Raw genomic sequence first — 14,839 nt, forward strand, 5'->3', positions numbered from 1 at the left:
TATTCTCCTATTCTGGTTGATATTCTCGTGGACTGATACCAGCAGGGCATCTCCAGCCTGCAGCTGCAATCCTGTCAATCATTGACCTCGCTTGGTCAAATTGCCAAATACCGACATTGCGGAAACCATAGCGCTCTAACAATCTAATCTGTTTTGGTGTAGTTAAACCTTCATCACGACGCTTAGCCAATCTATCCAGTAGCTTTGCAGCCTTCCCAGCATTCCCTATTTCATCTGTAAAGATACCAAATTTCTCGAGAGCCTGTTTTTGCTTATCTGATACCGGGGACATTTCCCAACCAAAGTCTGGCACATAGTCTACTAAATCTTCGGCATGGATAGACATTTCAAATTGCAATGGATCAACTAATTTCCGTTTGCGTTTCCGCATTTCCTCCAGTTGCTTAGCCAGTGCCTCCTCACGTTGAGAAACAACATCTTCTGCTGACTTAACTTCCAATTCCTCAATATCAAACAAAGAGCCGGCTTCCTCTTCCATATTCTCAACCATCTTTTGTGCTACTTCTTCCGTTCCTGCGATAAGATGAGCAGGCCGGCACAGTTCATGACGTTCTGTATGCCATAAGAAGTCTAGCAATAACAGATTTTCTTTCCCTGGGAATAAGCGGGTACCACGACCCACCATCTGGCTATACAAAGCTCGTACCTTAGTGGGTCTAAGTACCACCACACAATCAACTGACGGGCAATCCCAGCCTTCTGTTAAAAGCATGGAATTGCAAAGGACATTGTACTTGTCTTTGTCAAAGTCTTCCAAAACCTCGGCACGGTCTTTGGATTCTCCGTTGACTTCTGCTGCTTTGAATCCTTTAGCATTTAGAATATCTCTGAATTTTTGTGACGTCTTAACCAAGGGCAAAAATACTACCGTTTTACGGTCTGCACATTGTTTGACCATTTCATCAGCAATCTGTTCAAGATACGGATCTAGTGCAGTGCCTAAATCACTCGCCTTAAAATCGCCCGACTGCATAGATATACTTGACAAGTCTAAGGTCAAAGGGATTGTTACTGCTGAAATCTTGGACAAATAGCCAGACTTGATAGCCTGCACCAAGGAATACTCATAGGCTAGACTGTCGAAATACTGCCCTAGATTCCGCTTATCGCCTCTGTCTGGCGTAGCAGTCACACCCAATACATTGCTATCATCAAAATGTTGTAAGACACGTTGGTAGCCGTCTGAAATCGCGTGATGAGCTTCATCGATGATAATGGTGTCAAAGTAGTTTGGTGGAAATTGACTCAACCGTTTTTCACGTTGCAAGGTCTGTACCGACCCGACCACAACTCGAAACCATGAGCCTATAGAGGTGCTTTCCGCTTTTTCTAAGGCTGTCCCCAATCCTGTAGCAGTCATTAACTTATCAGAAGCTTGTTCCAGCAGTTCCGACCTATGAGCAAGGACGAGCACGCGCTCGCCCATTCGCACACGGTCTTCAATGATTTTGGAAAAGACAATCGTTTTGCCGCATCCTGTTGGCAAGACCAATAATGTCCGCTTGCGACCAGATTGCCATTCTTGCTGGACTGCGCTACGAGCCTCTTCTTGATAATCTCGTAGTTGCATCTGTACCTCCTAAAACCCTGTAAAGTTACCTTGTGCTGGCTGTTGTGGTTGTTGTTGCATAGGTTGTTGCGGGTAAGAAGGTTGGGGTGTTTGATAAGTCTGTGGAGCAGTTACTTGCTGTGCAGGCTGACCAGCGTTGAGCACTTTACTCCAGTCCACTTTATCCGCATAAATCATAGATTTAATATCGTTATACTTCTCATCGTTGTATTCCCTGTGTTTCACACGACAGACTCCTTTTGAGCCAACAACAGTATTCCAATTCATGCGGAGCGGCTCTCCATGTTTTTTCTGCCCAATCGCCCCAAAGAACGCAGAGAGCATTCCTTCTGTTGAGCTATGTAGAAAAAGATTGTGGGTCATAATCGCATCGCCCTGTTCTGTCTCGACCAAAACAGTGATAATTGCTTTGTTGCATTCAGGTAATTTCCCTGGATTTTGTGGATTTGGCGTGTGTCGGCCACGCTCGAATCCTGTCACAGTAAATTGATAATCCCCAGGCGGTAATAAGATAAAATCTTTTGCATCTTGTTGGATAGTATCATCCCATCCAAATTCACGCTCTGGTTGATTGTATTGTTGTGTCATATTCTATCCTCCCCTTGTTAAGCTAAAATTGTAATATTCACTTGGTCTTCCAACTTAGATTTCAGGTAGTTGGCAATATTATTGATAGCATCCAATTTCCACTTGCCCCCATCTGCCTCAAATAGAGCCATATGACCTGCTTTGTTGATACGGTAGATAAACTGGCTAGCTGGCTGCTCCACTTCAGCAAATGTGCGATATGGTCGCAATGTGACTGGATTTGGTGCCTTAGCTTGACCAAGACTAGCCACTCCTGTTTTGATTGTCGCAGTCTGACTAATACCGTCATCAACAATTTCAAGTCCGCTATCAATTTTCAAAGCACTCGCAAAATCCAAAACAATAGCGCGGTCATCAGTATCAACAAATCGAGACTGCAGCATGATGTTAAAGTCAGATGTTTCTTCATATCGACCGAAATGGATATCTGGTGTCATTGATTCAACCGTAACCAATTTTGCACGATTAGCTTCCTTATCTAGCTCTTCGTAGACAACTACTTCTTTTGGACTTTCAACTACAACCAAGACACGCTTGCTCCCTAATTGGTCTAAGTCAGTTTTTAGATAATCCACTAAACTGTCTAATGTATTGAGATAAAGTCGTGGTGGAATCGGTCGAGTATCTAATTCACGTAACGAATGAACATTCTCGTCATAGTAAAGTTTGCCATTTTCAGCTTTGATAATCTTTTCTTCATTGCCTGCCAATTCAACCGCATATTCCAATGCTTCTTTAATATTTTCTGTTGCCATTTTAGTTACCTACTTTCTTTTTGTTAAAATCAATGACGTCTTCGTTAATACCTTTTTCAATCTCTTCAACCGGCTGACCAATATCCGTACGTAGCTGAGCATTGTCGTCAAAATACATTTGACCAGGCATATTACTTCTAAGCTCATTCGCATAAGTCTTGCCATCTTTCTTACCGACAAGCACCGTAGTGGCTACACCTGTCTGCGGCGCAAGAGTGGATTTCACATCCATACTAGTGCTGACTACTTCACGACTATCATCAGCTTTCATAGTTAAAGTGATGACTAGCTTACGAGCAACCTTGCTATCAGTATTTGGATCAAGGATATTGTCAAAGACTTTTTCCAACTCTTTGTCCACCTTTTCTTGTAGTCCACCCTCTCCGAGAGCGGACAAATCCAACTTGATTGTTTTATCCATTTAGCTTTTACCTCCCTATTATTTCTAAGACCAAAAATAGTCTAAATCTAATTCCCTTCAACCGTAAAAGGTATTGTTGGATCAGATCTAACTTTAGTATTGATAACCTGCACGACCTTGTCCCAAACAGTGACCACATATTCCCAGTAACCTGCTTCAATCGCTTCCACCTGCGTTCCTAGCGGATAGATACCATTGACATAGCTTGCCTGTAAGACTTCTTCTTGTGTGACTTGACTACTAATCATCAAGTCACGTAGACTTTGTGGAATCAGTGGACTAATATCCGAAGTTGTTACAGATTGTGACTGTGCCATAGAAACTTGTGACATATCAATTGGTAGCTCTGTCTGTTCTTTGACGGGTGCAATCTGATTAGTTTGAGGAGTTGATGTAGGTATCTGAGTAGGATGTTCTTGAACCGATGCTGATTGCACTGGTTGAATAGGTGGTGTCTGTGCAGGTTGTTCCTGAACAGTTGCAGGCGCAAAGATATGAGCGATTCCTGCAAAATCTATCGGCAATTCTTCTGGCAAGTTGTGGCGGTTCTTTGCATCCCAACTTGGAGAATGTGTTGTCTGCATAACCCTCTGACCGCCCTGTGCTTTTTGCTTCTTCGTCTTATCATCAGTAACGATATAAGTCTTGTAATTAAGAAACAGGACCATATCTGCCCATTCCTTGACTTTGGCCGATACATTCGTCTCTGTCTTCTTATTGCTTAATTTAAGCTCGTAGCGGTCATATCCGCCCATTTCATCAGGTTTGGTAAATTTCTTAACCTGCGCATGGGCAGTCAATACTACATTGATGCCAAGTTCGACTAACTCTTGTAATCTATCCAGCAGGCGTCCGATTTCTTCAATAAGATAGGTATATCCCGCACCCCAATTAAAGTCCTCAATTCCAGTTTTATTGTGCTGTGCACAAATATATTGCAAGGCTAAGGCTTCTGCCCAATCAATCGTATCAATCACCAAGGTCTGGCAAATCGTTGGATTAGCCTTGACAAAAGCAATATGATTCATGAGCATGGTCCAGCTAGTCGGCTTGTCGGCCCGTGTTACATCCATATTATCCGTGGATCCTTCCGTATCAATAAAGAGAGGGTTCGGAAATTGAGCCGCTAGACTAGACTTGCCAACCCCCTCTGGACCATAGATGACTACGCGTTGGGCCCGTGCCCGTTTACCTTTTGTAATTTGCATTTCTTTTCCTTTCTTTTTGCTATAATTGACTTATCAAAATAAGGAGGATAAGCCATGTTACGTACAAAAGAAGATATTGCTCATGAGCTTGCAGTAGCGTACATTGTTGCCAAGCCCGAGGACACTATGTGGACACATCAGCAACTTGCCGAAAGCTACAATAAAGCCTATGAAAATATCTTAGAGCATCTTAAATAAGCACTTCTCCCGGTTTAGGATCGATTTGCTTAATATTCTTAGAGCGTTCAGCCAATACCTGAACATCGAAGTCGTTGAGTGTTAACTCTTCGGCTTTTTCTCTTAAACGCATCGTTACTAGACGATCCAGTTCAATCCACTCACGGTGAGTTAGTTCTTGACGCAATTTCAGAAACTTCTTAATAGTATCTTGTGTAATAGCCATAATTTTTTACTCCTTTTTAAAATCCACCTTCCCAAGATGGTGTAGTCTGTGTATTCTTTACGCTTTCATAGTTTGGATTTTCTTCCGAGTATCCGTCAGTGATTATTATCGAGCACTCATCACCAGTAGACACACGTGTTGCAATAGCTTGTAATCCTTCTTTCTCAAGCCACTGACCAAACTCTTGCAAAGTGACCTGGTCCATTTGTTCTAACTTATCAATTAAAACGAAGCCACATTCTGGTTTCAACTTACGGACGATAGCTGTCGCAACCTGCAACTGTTGGGAACCGGACATATTATCCCAACGCTGACCAAGGTAGAGCAATTCTCCGTCATCTACTGACAAGCCCTCCAGTGGTAAGTCCGCATTAGTCAACAGGTCGGCCTTTTGCTTCCGGACCTCTCCAATAGAAGTAGTCAATGTGTTATACTGTTCACGTTGTTGTTTCGCGTCCTCCTCTGCCTTTTCCTTATCAAGATTTGCTCGCACTTTACGATTGATTTCATCAATTTGAGCAATGTTTTCTTCGATTTCAGCTGTCGATTCATCGTGCAATTCTATGGCATCTTTTTGAGCGATTGCCAAATCATTTTTAGCCTTATCCCGCTCATCAATCGCTTGCGCAAGCTCTTGTTGTAAGCGCGATACTTTAGCTTCTGCACTGTCGTATTGTAACTGAATCTGCTGGAGATTTTGGCGCTTGCGGGCATTCTCCCCGTTCTTAGCTAATACTGCTTGTTGTTGTTGGATTAGCTCTGAGATGCTAATCAATTCCTTTGGTGCCTCCGGATAATGAACCTGCTCTTTGGCAAACTTCTCCTTCTGATCAGCAATCACTCCAATCGCATGACGTTGATCATAAAGTGATTTTTCTTTCAACTCCAATTCAACTAGCTGTGGACCTACTCCGATAATTTGAAGCAGGGTTGAAGCCTTCTCTTTATTGTTTTGCTCCATAAATTTTGGCAAGTCAAGAGCCAATTCCTCTACAAAGCTATTGAGTAACTGTTGCCCTGCTTTATTTCCGCTCGGGTCAATGACCTTCAAGTCACTATTCTTTCCTTTACGCTCGACGATTAAGCCATTTGATAAAGTAATTTTTAAAATCGGTGGCACTTGTGACCCTTCTCGTTGCGCTTGGCTAGGCCTATATTTATTTCCGCCCAGCGCCCACGCAATCGCATCTAATACACTTGTCTTTCCTTGGTTATTATTCCCACCGATAATCGTCAAGCCTGTTGCGCTCGGCTCGATTTTGACAGCCTTAATACGCTTGACATTTTCGATTTCTAGCTTGTTAATCGTGATGCCCATACTCTTCTCCTCCAATTACTAGACGATGTTCAACTATCCTTTTCTCTGTACTGACTACTTTTGCATGATTGAGCGCAAATAGTAGCAATGAGCTAACTACCTGATTCAGAGTTAAATCACATTCATTAGCGATTTCAGCTACTTGGTCATACACTTCATTGGTACAACGGATTCTGGCATACGTCTTTGGCTGTTGTTTTTCTACTGTAATCATTAGATGTTCTCCAAATTTCTTAATAATCTTTCTTCTTTGTTCTTCTGATAGGTGACTAGCTAGGAACACCGTATCGCCTTCTACCCAATAGAACCTCTTGAGTTCGTTAGGGTATCTACTATTGTGACTTTCATACCACCACTCCTCTCACATTTTTTACGATTGATTGTATTGAATCCAGCCCCGCTTTTAGTAGCTTAATCTCTTCTCTGAGCCGGTGGTTCTCGAGTTTCATCTCAATGTATTCTTCTTTGTCTACTTCCATCATCATGCAAGTGTCCTTTCTATTTCGTCTAGGTTATAAACGACTTCCTCTGTTTCGTTTAGTTGTTGTAAAATGAACTTGATAAAACATATAAACTGCGACTTTTCATCGTTCGATAATTTGCTTTTTCGCACTTGGTCAATCAAGTAGTCTGCACATAGTTTTCTAAACATGTTTATTTAACCTCGCTGAATCGTTTCCAGTTTGCGTTGTACCACTCACGGACTGCGTCTCTTGGGTACTTAAGCTGTGTGCCTTTTCCTCTATCAATTTTTGGAAAGTCTGAGTATTTCGTATAACGCTCGAATGTTGTCGTAGAACATCCCAACATCTTCATAACCTGTTGCTGATTTAGTTCCAGTGGCATGGCTTTCTCTATATCAAACATCTGAGAAACTTCCACTAACGCAGTCCTGACACCGTCTATTATCTTATTGACGAACGTCAAGATAATTCCTTCTTCCATATCAGGCTCCTTTATGATATAATCTAAGTAAGTTTTTTGTGTAAGTCACTGTTTCCGCAGTGGCTTTTTTGTGTTCAGTCTCCTCCGTGCTATAATTAGGATATCAACACGGAAAGGAGGTGATATTATGCCACAAATAAAAGTGACTTTTGCCGATGGTTCAACTACCATTTTTCATGAAGAAATGACTTTTCAGACATTTAACGAAAATGATGACAAACATCTACCAGCAAACAAAGCATCACTTTTTAGTCATCCTAATTGCAATCTATTTTTTAGCTTTGTAGATATCTTATGTATGGGACAGTTCTTTTACGACACCGAACACCCGGAAACAATCTACGAGTCTAAAAATGTTGTTAAGATTGAGTTAGTTTAATCCCGATGCTTCAAATAGCTATCTAGTGTGCGTTTTTTAATCTCATAATGGATAGCTTTTTTAATTGCCTCTTGCAATTCTGGCTCGCTTTTGAACGGAATTGTGATACGATCAATATTCCAATCTAGCTTGTCAACGTTATTCATATCATGGAAAGTAAGGCACCAATCAGCCGCCCAGCTAATCAACTCATTAAACTTATTGGCAAATTCTTTATTTATTGCCATTACTTCCTCAGCACGTTTTATACCTGCTGCTACCAATTCTTTTTGTTGTTCTTCGTATGTTTTATTCATACCGTCTCCTTTATTAATCATTTCCTGCATGTTGCTCCTTTCCTGCACGTTTTGTCTTTTTGCGTTTAAACCGCAACGTTGTTTAAAAAAATAATATCATCTAATGATACTCTAAAATATTCAGCAATTTTATAAGCTACGACAACGTCAGGTGTAGTACGTCCGTGTTCCCAATTAGCCCACGTATCCGCAGTCACACCAAAAATAACTCCTGCTTGTTTCTGTGTTAGATTATCTCTAATACGTAACATTTTCAACGTCATCTTCTGCACCCTCTCACCTCCTTTTCTAATTTCCTCGCACCTCGAATCTGATATAATGGATTCAGAAAGGAGGTGAATATTATGATGATTAGTAGCGTTAAAGAATTAGCCCTAGCTATCGTTTCGTCATCAAGTCCAGAATTATCTATCGAAGATAAAATCAAGCTATATACAGATTCGCTTGAAGCTATCAAAGATTACAATAAACCATTCATTGATGCCGAAAAGAAGAAAAGAGCTGAAAATTCTAAAGCTTTAATACAAGCTCTAGGTAGAGGGAAATCAATATTTTGATAAATAATCTCCGATTTCCAGGTACCCTTTGGCAAGCTCGCACCTTGTCGAGGGGTCTTTTGTATTAACAAAGTCTTGCCCAATCTTTACGTGCATCATTTTTAACATATCAATGAATTTTTCTTTCCGCTCGTCCATCCTCTCACCTCCTTCTAAATTCGTCCAAACTGACATCTAGTGCGTCAGCGATTTCAACCATGTTCTTGAATGAAATTCGTTCATTTCGGATATTTTGAATCGTCCCTAAAGCGACTTCTGCTTTGCTGGCAAGTTCTTTTTTAGTCATCCCTTTTTCAATTAAAATATGATTAAGTGTTTTCCACATACCTACCCTCCTTTTATACAATATATGGTGCATTTATAAAACACGTGTACTATATATTGATTTTTATTTTATATTTTGATATAATAACTTTATGAATAACCCAACATCTTATTCATAACAAAATCTAACGGAAAGGAGAAGAATATGGGAAAAAACAATATCGAGCTAACTGCTGAAATTATTTCATCTTTACACGACGAATTGCACAAAGAATATTTCCGACAAGCTGATTTTAATAAGCCTTTCGGTCAATATGTTGCCGAACAATTTGAGCATATTTACGATGGAATAAATAATGCAGTTTCAAAACGTTACGGATAAAGCTTTGAATAAGTTTGCATGAGGTCATTAACCAATCTTACATGGTCTGGGTTATTAGGTTTAGCAACCAATAATACAGATGCCAGAAATTTATCAAATATCTTTAGTGGATTATCAGATGGAGCTGGCTTTGCTGGTTCTTTTTGATTACTATACGGATAACGTTTTGGTCTCATCTCCTCACCCCCTTTCTGTGGTATAATGAAAATAAAATGATTGGAGGAATTGATATGGAAATCTCAAAAATCAATTATTATATTAACGATTTGTCGTCAAATAAAGCTATTGAAATCCCTAAGGCTTGCCCAAACTGTGGAATTGGTAACAATCCTACGACCAGTAATATTTCGAGTATGGATACCAAAGAAGGAAAAGTTATCGGGCTCTTTCATCGTTGCACTGCTTGTCAAAAGTCTCACATGACACTGCAAGAGTACCACGCAGGAAACGACTATACCACGATGGCTATTGTCTATCCAAACAAGGTTATCACTGACATTGACCCACTCTTTATTGAATGCGCTCCTAGATTTGTTGAATTTTATAGCGAAGCAATCGAAGCGGAAAAAATAGGACTTGAGAACATCGCTGGAACTGGATACCGCTCTGCTATTGAGTGTCTCGTCAAAGACTATGCTCTGTATTTCGAATTAGACACCAAAGAATACCTATCCGATCCTAAATTTAGTTTCAACAATGCTATTGACCGCTACGTAAAAGATGACGACCTACTCAAAGGCGTTCTTCATTTCATTCGAGAAGTTGGCAACCATTACACACACTGGGATAAAGACACAAATATTACTCTACCTGTTTTAAAAACTTATGTCGAAATCATTCTCCAAATTTTTAAATCAAAGTTTATGTTGAAGAATCTTCCGACAGTTTAATTCCCAAGTGCTCTTCGATTTCCGAAAGGCGCTTTTCTTGTTCGATAACCCTTTCAAAAAGCTCTTCAACAGATATAGCGATAACTTTTTCTAACATCACTTCTTCCTCCGCTTCACAATCTGCCGTACAACAACCGACACGACCAATAACAATACAGCTAAAATTTTCATATTGCTTTCCCGAGCAAATGGTGGTACACTAAAGATAAGAGGTTGGGGCTTCTGCCCCTTGCTCTTACTTTTTCTTGGTTTTATGTTCCAAGATTTGTTTGTGCCAGAGACGAGCTTCTCTGACTAAGCCTAGAACTATTAGAACTGTGCCGAGTTCTTCTGGTTTTAGGCTTTTTAGTATATCCACCATTTGCCTTGCTCCTTTCGTTTTTCTAGGTCATTTCCTTGACCTTGATTATATTATACTGCGGTTTAACCGCAATGTCAAGAATTTTTTGCGTTTTTTATGTATTTTTTTCTTTTTTTCTTGATTTTTTTGCGTTTTTTCCGTAATATATACTATATAAGGAGGTGTTAAAATGGTTCTTGAGAGTAAAGAAATATTTTCCCAAAATCTAGCCTATTTTATGAATAAAAAAGGCGTAGATAGAAATCAGTTGTGTACAGATTTAGATTTAAAATACACTACTGTACGCGATTGGCTAAAAGGAATCACCTATCCACGGATAGGCAAAATAGAGCTTTTAGCAAACTATTTTGGCATAAACAAATCGGATTTAATTGAATCGAAATATTATCAGAAAGACACCCCCTCCCCAGACGCAAAAAATGACACCGTACAAGCGATTAACGATACGGTGGTACAATTACACCCCGAGCGTCAAGAAAACGTCCTAGAGTACGCTACAGAGCAACTAGACGAGCAGGAAAAAGAACAACTAGAGAAGCGCAAGACATTAGAGATTAGCGAACCACTCTTTGAATACTACGTCTATGAAAAACTCTCCGCTGGCACAGGAGCTACCTACTGGGAGGAACGCAACTACGACACCGTCTATTTTGATAAAGAAATCACTCATGACCTGGCAAGTTGGGTCTATGGCGACTCCATGGAACCTACATATCTTGACGGATCCGTTGCTCTCATCAAAGATACAGGCTTCGATTATGACGGTGCAATTTACGCTGTAGACTGGGATGGACAATCCTATATCAAGAAAGTCTATAAAGAAAAAGACGGCCTGCGCCTCGTCTCTCTCAATAGTAAATATGCCGATAAATTCGCCCCCTATACCGAAGATCCCCGCATTATCGGTAAAGTCGTCGGCAACTTCATGCCGATGGAGAGATGAGCTGTAGATAACTTTTAAGCTATTTTAATCTATCTAAACCGTTTCAAAGTACTTCAAAAATGACAAAGTAAAGCTATATAAATCTACATGAGTCTAAAAATTTGCATCTTTTGGGTTGACAAAACGAAATATGTGTTCTAAAATGAATACATAAAGAGTTAATTGCACCCATGAGAGTAATCCCTCCACCATAAGGAGAGCGATAAAATCATGGGTTTTATTTTTGTAGAAATGAGAACAAAATATGAAAATTGCAATTCTAGTAGACGGTGGCTATTATCGTAAACGTTCTGCTTCTGTTCTAGGTCATAAGACGGCTAAAGAAAGAGCAGAAGAGTTATATAGCTACTGCAACCGACACTTGAAAGAAAATAGCTACGGAATGGACATTCGACACGATTTATACAGAATATTTTATTATGATTGTCCACCGATTGATAAACAAGTATTCAACCCTTTGACCCAAAAAAATATAAACTTTAGTAAAAGTGACACCAAAGCGTGGACGAATGACTTCTTTAACGAACTAAGCCATAAACGAAAAGTAGCATTACGGCTTGGTGAATTGAATGAAGACTCTGTACACTACAATCTAAAGGCTAGCACTACTAAAAAGTTATTGAACGGAAGTAAACAAATATCTGATATTGATGAATCAGATTTAATCTTACAGTTACAACAAAAAGGCGTTGATATGCGGATTGGACTGGACATAGCCTCGTTATCTTATAAGCATCAGGTGGATAAGATTGTTTTAATTGCGGGAGATAGTGATTTTGTTCCTGCTGCTAAACTTGCGCGCAGAGAAGGAATTGATTTCGTTCTTGACGCTCTCGGTGGTCAAATCAGGGATAGCCTATCACTGCATATAGACGGACTAAGAACTTGTGATAGTTCCTACTTTCCTGCACCTAAAACGAAATAAAAAAACTCCCCACACTCGCCATCGCCTAACGTTGAGTGTGAGGAGAAAAAAGATTGAATAGTAAACAGGCATTAAAAAGCCCTCTTTACTATACCCATTTTATCAAGAAGTGAGGTAAAAATCAACATGGCATCATATCGAAAACGAGACGGAAGTTGGGAATACCGCATTTCCTATAAAACACCCGACGGGAAGTATAAACAGAAATCAAAAAGAGGTTTTCGGACAAAGAAAGAAGCAGAACTTGCTGCAGCAGAGGCAGAACGCCTGCTCAATTCAACAACTATCTTTGATGAAAATATATCGCTTTATGACTATTTCGATAAATGGGCCAAGATCTATAAAAAACCTCATGTCTCAATAGGGACATGGAAAAACTATGACCAAACATTAAAGCTGATAGAGAGAGAATTTGGACAAACAAAAATTAGAGCGATTACACCCAGCATCTATCAACAATTTTTAAATAATTTAGGCAAGCGGTACTATCAAGGAACAATTCATAAAGTTCATCACCGAATACGCAGAGCTGTAAAACAGGCAGTCGTGGAAAAACTAATCGATACAAACTTTACAGACTTAGCCAAAATAAACGCTGAAAGACAGCATAAACCTATTGAAGATAAATTCCTCGAGGAGAATGAATACCTCTCCTTATTGACAACCTTGAAACAAAATTGCCCACAAACAGACTACGTACAGCTCTATCTGCTTTCTGTAACCGGCATGCGAATTGGAGAATCTTTGGGCCTAACTTGGAACGACATAGACTTTAAGAATGGTTTAATCAATATCAATAAAACGTGGAATGTATATACAAATGCAGAATTTGCACCGACAAAAAACAAGCAATCCATGCGAACTATACCCCTGGATAATACAACAGCAAAAATACTTCTGCAATTTAAAACAGAGGAATGGACTGTGAATCCTTACAATCGATTATTCATTCGAGTAAATCATCCCTGGCTCAACCGCTTAATAAAAAAATTGACTAAAACCAACATTCACGTCCACTCCTTGCGTCACACATACGCTTCTTACCTTATCTCCAGACAGATAGATTTACTCACTATCTCCAATTTGCTAGGTCACAAAGATTTGACCGTCACACTACAAACATACGCCCATCAACTTGAACAGCAAAAAGAAAAAGATTTCAAAGAAATTAAAAAACTTTTTGGGTGAATTTTGGGCGTAATGTCTCAAAACGCTATTAAATAAAGGAACTATATGATTACCAAAGAATTTGATACGATTGCAGCCATCTCTACTCCTCTTGGAGAGGGAGCTATCGGCATTGTTCGTCTGTCTGGAAGCCAAGCCATTGACATTGCAAATAGCATTTTTAAAGAAAAAGATTTAGCGGAAGTAGCTAGTCATACGATTCATTACGGTCATATCCTGGATCCGCTTGCCGACATCGTGGTCGATGAGGTCATGGTCTCGGTCATGAAAGAACCAAAGACCTTCACTCGGGAAAATATTGTTGAAATCAACACCCACGGCGGGGTTGCGGTGACCAATGAAATTCTCCAGCTCGTCATTCGTCAAGGAGCACGTATGGCAGAACCTGGAGAATTTACGAAACGTGCCTTTTTAAATGGGCGGGTCGATCTCACTCAGGCAGAAGCTGTCATGGATATTATTCGCGCTAAGACAGACAAGGCGATGCACCAAGCCGTTCAACAACTAGATGGCTCGCTCTCTACACTCATCAATGATACTAGACAAGAGATTCTCAATACCTTGGCTCAAATTGAGGTCAATATTGACTATCCTGAATATGATGATGTTGAAGAAGCCACGACCGAACTGGTCCGTGATAAAACCTTGGAATTTCAACAATTACTAGAAAGCCTACTCAAAACGGCACGTCGAGGAAAAATCCTCCGCGAAGGAATCGCAACAGCTATTATCGGCCGTCCCAATGTCGGTAAATCGAGCTTATTAAATACCCTTTTACGAGAGGATAAAGCTATCGTCACCGACATTGAAGGAACAACTCGCGACATCATTGAAGAATATGTCAATATCAACGGTATCCCTCTCAAACTGATCGATACCGCAGGGATTCGTGAAACAGACGATGTTGTGGAAAAGATAGGGGTTGAACGTTCTAGAAAAGCCCTAGAAGAAGCTGATTTGGTCCTCTTGGTTCTAAATGCCAGTGAAGCACTGACCCCGCAAGATCGCCAACTGCTGGCGATGAGTCAAGATAGTCATCGGATTATCCTGCTCAACAAAACAGATCTGCCTATCCACATTGAGCAAGAGCAACTACCCGCTGATAGCATTGCCATCTCTGTCCTTCACCATCAAAATATCGACCAGATTGAAGAGCGCATCAACCAACTCTTTTTTGAACAAACAGGGCTGGCAGAGCAAGATGCCACCTACCTCTCCAATGCTCGCCATATTTCTCTCATTGAACAGGCTGTCCAAGCCTTACAGGCGGTTAATGAAGGACTTGAAATGGCGATGCCTGTCGATCTACTTCAAGTAGATCTGACCCGTTGTTGGCAGATTCTTGGAGAAATCACTGGCGATGCCGCACCAGATGAGCTGATTACCCAACTCTTTAGCCAATTCTGTTTAGGAAAATAGGAGAAT

Annotated in this window: 24 protein-coding genes; 9 read left to right on the forward strand and 15 right to left on the reverse strand. The window is 40.3% G+C overall.

Going from position 1 to position 14,839, the window contains the following annotated elements:
* Nucleotides 1-7: 7 nt before the first annotated feature.
* Genes BVE84_RS05610 through BVE84_RS05630 form a run of 5 tightly spaced genes read right to left on the reverse strand, consistent with a single transcriptional unit; the run spans nucleotide 8 to nucleotide 4,563 of the window.
* Nucleotides 8-1,591, reverse strand: a complete 1,584-nt coding sequence (locus BVE84_RS05610; RefSeq protein ID WP_076996084.1) for a DEAD/DEAH box helicase — start codon at nucleotides 1,589-1,591, stop codon at nucleotides 8-10.
* Between the two features lie 9 nt (nucleotides 1,592-1,600).
* Nucleotides 1,601-2,179 (reverse strand): hypothetical protein, encoded by a 579-nt coding sequence (locus tag BVE84_RS05615; protein WP_076996085.1) that lies wholly within the window; start codon nucleotides 2,177-2,179, stop codon nucleotides 1,601-1,603.
* A 17-nt stretch (nucleotides 2,180-2,196) separates the two neighbouring features.
* A complete protein-coding gene (locus BVE84_RS05620) occupies nucleotides 2,197-2,934 on the reverse strand; it encodes a hypothetical protein (protein WP_076996086.1) in 738 nt (245 codons plus the stop codon).
* Nucleotide 2,935: 1 nt separating this feature from the next.
* Nucleotides 2,936-3,355 carry a hypothetical protein gene (locus BVE84_RS05625; RefSeq protein ID WP_076996087.1) on the reverse strand — a complete coding sequence of 140 codons (420 nt, stop codon included), beginning with the start codon at nucleotides 3,353-3,355 and terminating at the stop codon, nucleotides 2,936-2,938.
* 47 nt (nucleotides 3,356-3,402) lie between these two features.
* Nucleotides 3,403-4,563: an AAA family ATPase gene (locus BVE84_RS05630; protein ID WP_076996088.1), complete on the reverse strand. Its 1,161-nt coding sequence runs from the start codon at nucleotides 4,561-4,563 to the stop codon at nucleotides 3,403-3,405.
* Between the two features lie 54 nt (nucleotides 4,564-4,617).
* Between BVE84_RS05630 and BVE84_RS10860 the strand changes: the two genes are divergently transcribed.
* Nucleotides 4,618-4,761 (forward strand): hypothetical protein, encoded by a 144-nt coding sequence (locus BVE84_RS10860; RefSeq protein WP_158072004.1) that lies wholly within the window; start codon nucleotides 4,618-4,620, stop codon nucleotides 4,759-4,761.
* On the opposite strand, the gene BVE84_RS05635 is transcribed toward BVE84_RS10860, so the two are convergent.
* The 4 genes from BVE84_RS05635 to BVE84_RS05650 all read right to left on the reverse strand — a co-directional run bounded on the left by BVE84_RS05635 (nucleotide 4,754) and on the right by BVE84_RS05650 (nucleotide 7,229).
* Nucleotides 4,754-4,966 carry a hypothetical protein gene (locus tag BVE84_RS05635; RefSeq protein WP_076996089.1) on the reverse strand — a complete coding sequence of 71 codons (213 nt, stop codon included), beginning with the start codon at nucleotides 4,964-4,966 and terminating at the stop codon, nucleotides 4,754-4,756. The two genes, BVE84_RS10860 and BVE84_RS05635, sit on opposite strands and share 8 nt — an antisense overlap.
* A 16-nt stretch (nucleotides 4,967-4,982) precedes the next feature.
* Complete coding sequence (locus BVE84_RS05640; RefSeq protein WP_076996090.1) at nucleotides 4,983-6,284, reverse strand: AAA family ATPase; 1,302 nt, start codon at nucleotides 6,282-6,284, stop codon at nucleotides 4,983-4,985.
* A complete protein-coding gene (locus BVE84_RS05645; RefSeq protein ID WP_228062197.1) occupies nucleotides 6,268-6,567 on the reverse strand; it encodes a hypothetical protein in 300 nt (99 codons plus the stop codon). Before BVE84_RS05645 ends, BVE84_RS05640 begins: the two co-directional genes overlap by 17 nt.
* A 371-nt stretch (nucleotides 6,568-6,938) precedes the next feature.
* Nucleotides 6,939-7,229: a helix-turn-helix transcriptional regulator gene (locus BVE84_RS05650; RefSeq protein WP_076996092.1), complete on the reverse strand. Its 291-nt coding sequence runs from the start codon at nucleotides 7,227-7,229 to the stop codon at nucleotides 6,939-6,941.
* A 127-nt stretch (nucleotides 7,230-7,356) separates the two neighbouring features.
* Between BVE84_RS05650 and BVE84_RS05655 the strand changes: the two genes are divergently transcribed.
* The gene (locus tag BVE84_RS05655) at nucleotides 7,357-7,608 is read left to right on the forward strand and encodes a hypothetical protein (RefSeq protein ID WP_076996093.1); all 252 of its coding nucleotides are present in this window, start codon (nucleotides 7,357-7,359) and stop codon (nucleotides 7,606-7,608) included.
* Here the strand turns inward: BVE84_RS05655 and BVE84_RS05660 are convergent.
* Together BVE84_RS05660 and BVE84_RS05665 are read right to left on the reverse strand one after the other, a co-directional pair.
* Nucleotides 7,605-7,934, reverse strand: a complete 330-nt coding sequence (locus BVE84_RS05660) for a hypothetical protein (protein ID WP_076996094.1) — start codon at nucleotides 7,932-7,934, stop codon at nucleotides 7,605-7,607. The two genes, BVE84_RS05655 and BVE84_RS05660, sit on opposite strands and share 4 nt — an antisense overlap.
* 35 nt (nucleotides 7,935-7,969) lie before the next feature.
* On the reverse strand, nucleotides 7,970-8,167 hold the full coding sequence (locus BVE84_RS05665; protein ID WP_228062198.1) for a helix-turn-helix transcriptional regulator: 198 nt from the start codon (nucleotides 8,165-8,167) through the stop codon (nucleotides 7,970-7,972).
* 81 nt (nucleotides 8,168-8,248) lie between these two features.
* On the opposite strand from BVE84_RS05665, the gene BVE84_RS05670 reads away from it, so the two are divergent.
* Nucleotides 8,249-8,461, forward strand: coding sequence for a hypothetical protein (locus BVE84_RS05670; protein ID WP_076996096.1), 213 nt, complete (start codon nucleotides 8,249-8,251; stop codon nucleotides 8,459-8,461).
* Here the strand turns inward: BVE84_RS05670 and BVE84_RS10965 are convergent.
* Both BVE84_RS10965 and BVE84_RS05675 read right to left on the reverse strand, forming a co-directional pair.
* On the reverse strand, nucleotides 8,450-8,599 hold the full coding sequence (locus BVE84_RS10965; RefSeq protein WP_167366960.1) for a hypothetical protein: 150 nt from the start codon (nucleotides 8,597-8,599) through the stop codon (nucleotides 8,450-8,452). The genes BVE84_RS05670 and BVE84_RS10965 overlap by 12 nt on opposite strands.
* 4 nt (nucleotides 8,600-8,603) lie before the next feature.
* Complete coding sequence (locus BVE84_RS05675; protein WP_076996097.1) at nucleotides 8,604-8,786, reverse strand: helix-turn-helix domain-containing protein; 183 nt, start codon at nucleotides 8,784-8,786, stop codon at nucleotides 8,604-8,606.
* 144 nt (nucleotides 8,787-8,930) lie between these two features.
* Between BVE84_RS05675 and BVE84_RS10865 the strand changes: the two genes are divergently transcribed.
* Nucleotides 8,931-9,107, forward strand: a complete 177-nt coding sequence (locus BVE84_RS10865) for a hypothetical protein (RefSeq protein ID WP_158072005.1) — start codon at nucleotides 8,931-8,933, stop codon at nucleotides 9,105-9,107.
* On the opposite strand, the gene BVE84_RS05680 is transcribed toward BVE84_RS10865, so the two are convergent.
* A complete protein-coding gene (locus BVE84_RS05680) occupies nucleotides 9,098-9,283 on the reverse strand; it encodes a hypothetical protein (protein WP_076996098.1) in 186 nt (61 codons plus the stop codon). The genes BVE84_RS10865 and BVE84_RS05680 overlap by 10 nt on opposite strands.
* A 54-nt stretch (nucleotides 9,284-9,337) precedes the next feature.
* Here BVE84_RS05680 and BVE84_RS05685 point away from each other — a divergent pair, with 54 nt between their 5' ends.
* Complete coding sequence (locus BVE84_RS05685; protein ID WP_158072006.1) at nucleotides 9,338-9,997, forward strand: DUF4145 domain-containing protein; 660 nt, start codon at nucleotides 9,338-9,340, stop codon at nucleotides 9,995-9,997.
* Here the strand turns inward: BVE84_RS05685 and BVE84_RS11255 are convergent.
* On the reverse strand, nucleotides 9,969-10,094 hold the full coding sequence (locus BVE84_RS11255; protein WP_256765656.1) for a hypothetical protein: 126 nt from the start codon (nucleotides 10,092-10,094) through the stop codon (nucleotides 9,969-9,971). The two genes, BVE84_RS05685 and BVE84_RS11255, sit on opposite strands and share 29 nt — an antisense overlap.
* Before the next feature lie 433 nt (nucleotides 10,095-10,527).
* On the opposite strand from BVE84_RS11255, the gene BVE84_RS05690 reads away from it, so the two are divergent.
* The 4 genes from BVE84_RS05690 (at nucleotide 10,528) to mnmE (ending at nucleotide 14,833) form a co-directional block, all read left to right on the forward strand.
* Complete coding sequence (locus tag BVE84_RS05690) at nucleotides 10,528-11,301, forward strand: S24 family peptidase (RefSeq protein WP_076996100.1); 774 nt, start codon at nucleotides 10,528-10,530, stop codon at nucleotides 11,299-11,301.
* Between the two features lie 244 nt (nucleotides 11,302-11,545).
* On the forward strand, nucleotides 11,546-12,226 hold the full coding sequence (locus tag BVE84_RS05695; protein WP_076996101.1) for an NYN domain-containing protein: 681 nt from the start codon (nucleotides 11,546-11,548) through the stop codon (nucleotides 12,224-12,226).
* 126 nt (nucleotides 12,227-12,352) lie between these two features.
* Nucleotides 12,353-13,414: a tyrosine-type recombinase/integrase gene (locus BVE84_RS05700; protein WP_076996102.1), complete on the forward strand. Its 1,062-nt coding sequence runs from the start codon at nucleotides 12,353-12,355 to the stop codon at nucleotides 13,412-13,414.
* Between the two features lie 45 nt (nucleotides 13,415-13,459).
* Entirely contained in the window at nucleotides 13,460-14,833 is a 1,374-nt protein-coding gene (mnmE, locus tag BVE84_RS05705) for a tRNA uridine-5-carboxymethylaminomethyl(34) synthesis GTPase MnmE (RefSeq protein WP_076996103.1), read from the forward strand.
* The last annotated feature ends 6 nt before the right edge of the window (nucleotides 14,834-14,839 follow it).

Source organism: Streptococcus azizii, from assembly GCF_001984715.1.
Classification (GTDB): Bacteria; Bacillota; Bacilli; order Lactobacillales; family Streptococcaceae; genus Streptococcus; species Streptococcus azizii.

Bases quoted from the DNA above. Each gene is read 5' to 3' on its own strand.
- BVE84_RS05610 (WP_076996084.1), bottom strand. From the start codon at position 1,591: ATGCAACTACGAGATTATCAAGAAGAGGCTCGTAGCGCAGTCCAGCAA.
- BVE84_RS05615 (WP_076996085.1), bottom strand. From the start codon at position 2,179: ATGACACAACAATACAATCAACCAGAGCGTGAATTTGGATGGGATGAT.
- BVE84_RS05620 (WP_076996086.1), bottom strand. From the start codon at position 2,934: ATGGCAACAGAAAATATTAAAGAAGCATTGGAATATGCGGTTGAATTG.
- BVE84_RS05625 (WP_076996087.1), bottom strand. From the start codon at position 3,355: ATGGATAAAACAATCAAGTTGGATTTGTCCGCTCTCGGAGAGGGTGGA.
- BVE84_RS05630 (WP_076996088.1), bottom strand. From the start codon at position 4,563: ATGCAAATTACAAAAGGTAAACGGGCACGGGCCCAACGCGTAGTCATC.
- BVE84_RS10860 (WP_158072004.1), top strand. From the start codon at position 4,618: ATGTTACGTACAAAAGAAGATATTGCTCATGAGCTTGCAGTAGCGTAC.
- BVE84_RS05635 (WP_076996089.1), bottom strand. From the start codon at position 4,966: ATGGCTATTACACAAGATACTATTAAGAAGTTTCTGAAATTGCGTCAA.
- BVE84_RS05640 (WP_076996090.1), bottom strand. From the start codon at position 6,284: ATGGGCATCACGATTAACAAGCTAGAAATCGAAAATGTCAAGCGTATT.
- BVE84_RS05650 (WP_076996092.1), bottom strand. From the start codon at position 7,229: ATGGAAGAAGGAATTATCTTGACGTTCGTCAATAAGATAATAGACGGT.
- BVE84_RS05655 (WP_076996093.1), top strand. From the start codon at position 7,357: ATGCCACAAATAAAAGTGACTTTTGCCGATGGTTCAACTACCATTTTT.
- BVE84_RS05660 (WP_076996094.1), bottom strand. From the start codon at position 7,934: ATGCAGGAAATGATTAATAAAGGAGACGGTATGAATAAAACATACGAA.
- BVE84_RS05665 (WP_228062198.1), bottom strand. From the start codon at position 8,167: ATGACGTTGAAAATGTTACGTATTAGAGATAATCTAACACAGAAACAA.
- BVE84_RS05670 (WP_076996096.1), top strand. From the start codon at position 8,249: ATGATGATTAGTAGCGTTAAAGAATTAGCCCTAGCTATCGTTTCGTCA.
- BVE84_RS10965 (WP_167366960.1), bottom strand. From the start codon at position 8,599: ATGGACGAGCGGAAAGAAAAATTCATTGATATGTTAAAAATGATGCAC.
- BVE84_RS05675 (WP_076996097.1), bottom strand. From the start codon at position 8,786: ATGTGGAAAACACTTAATCATATTTTAATTGAAAAAGGGATGACTAAA.
- BVE84_RS10865 (WP_158072005.1), top strand. From the start codon at position 8,931: ATGGGAAAAAACAATATCGAGCTAACTGCTGAAATTATTTCATCTTTA.
- BVE84_RS05680 (WP_076996098.1), bottom strand. From the start codon at position 9,283: ATGAGACCAAAACGTTATCCGTATAGTAATCAAAAAGAACCAGCAAAG.
- BVE84_RS05685 (WP_158072006.1), top strand. From the start codon at position 9,338: ATGGAAATCTCAAAAATCAATTATTATATTAACGATTTGTCGTCAAAT.
- BVE84_RS11255 (WP_256765656.1), bottom strand. From the start codon at position 10,094: ATGTTAGAAAAAGTTATCGCTATATCTGTTGAAGAGCTTTTTGAAAGG.
- BVE84_RS05690 (WP_076996100.1), top strand. From the start codon at position 10,528: ATGGTTCTTGAGAGTAAAGAAATATTTTCCCAAAATCTAGCCTATTTT.
- BVE84_RS05695 (WP_076996101.1), top strand. From the start codon at position 11,546: ATGAAAATTGCAATTCTAGTAGACGGTGGCTATTATCGTAAACGTTCT.
- BVE84_RS05700 (WP_076996102.1), top strand. From the start codon at position 12,353: ATGGCATCATATCGAAAACGAGACGGAAGTTGGGAATACCGCATTTCC.
- mnmE (WP_076996103.1), top strand. From the start codon at position 13,460: ATGATTACCAAAGAATTTGATACGATTGCAGCCATCTCTACTCCTCTT.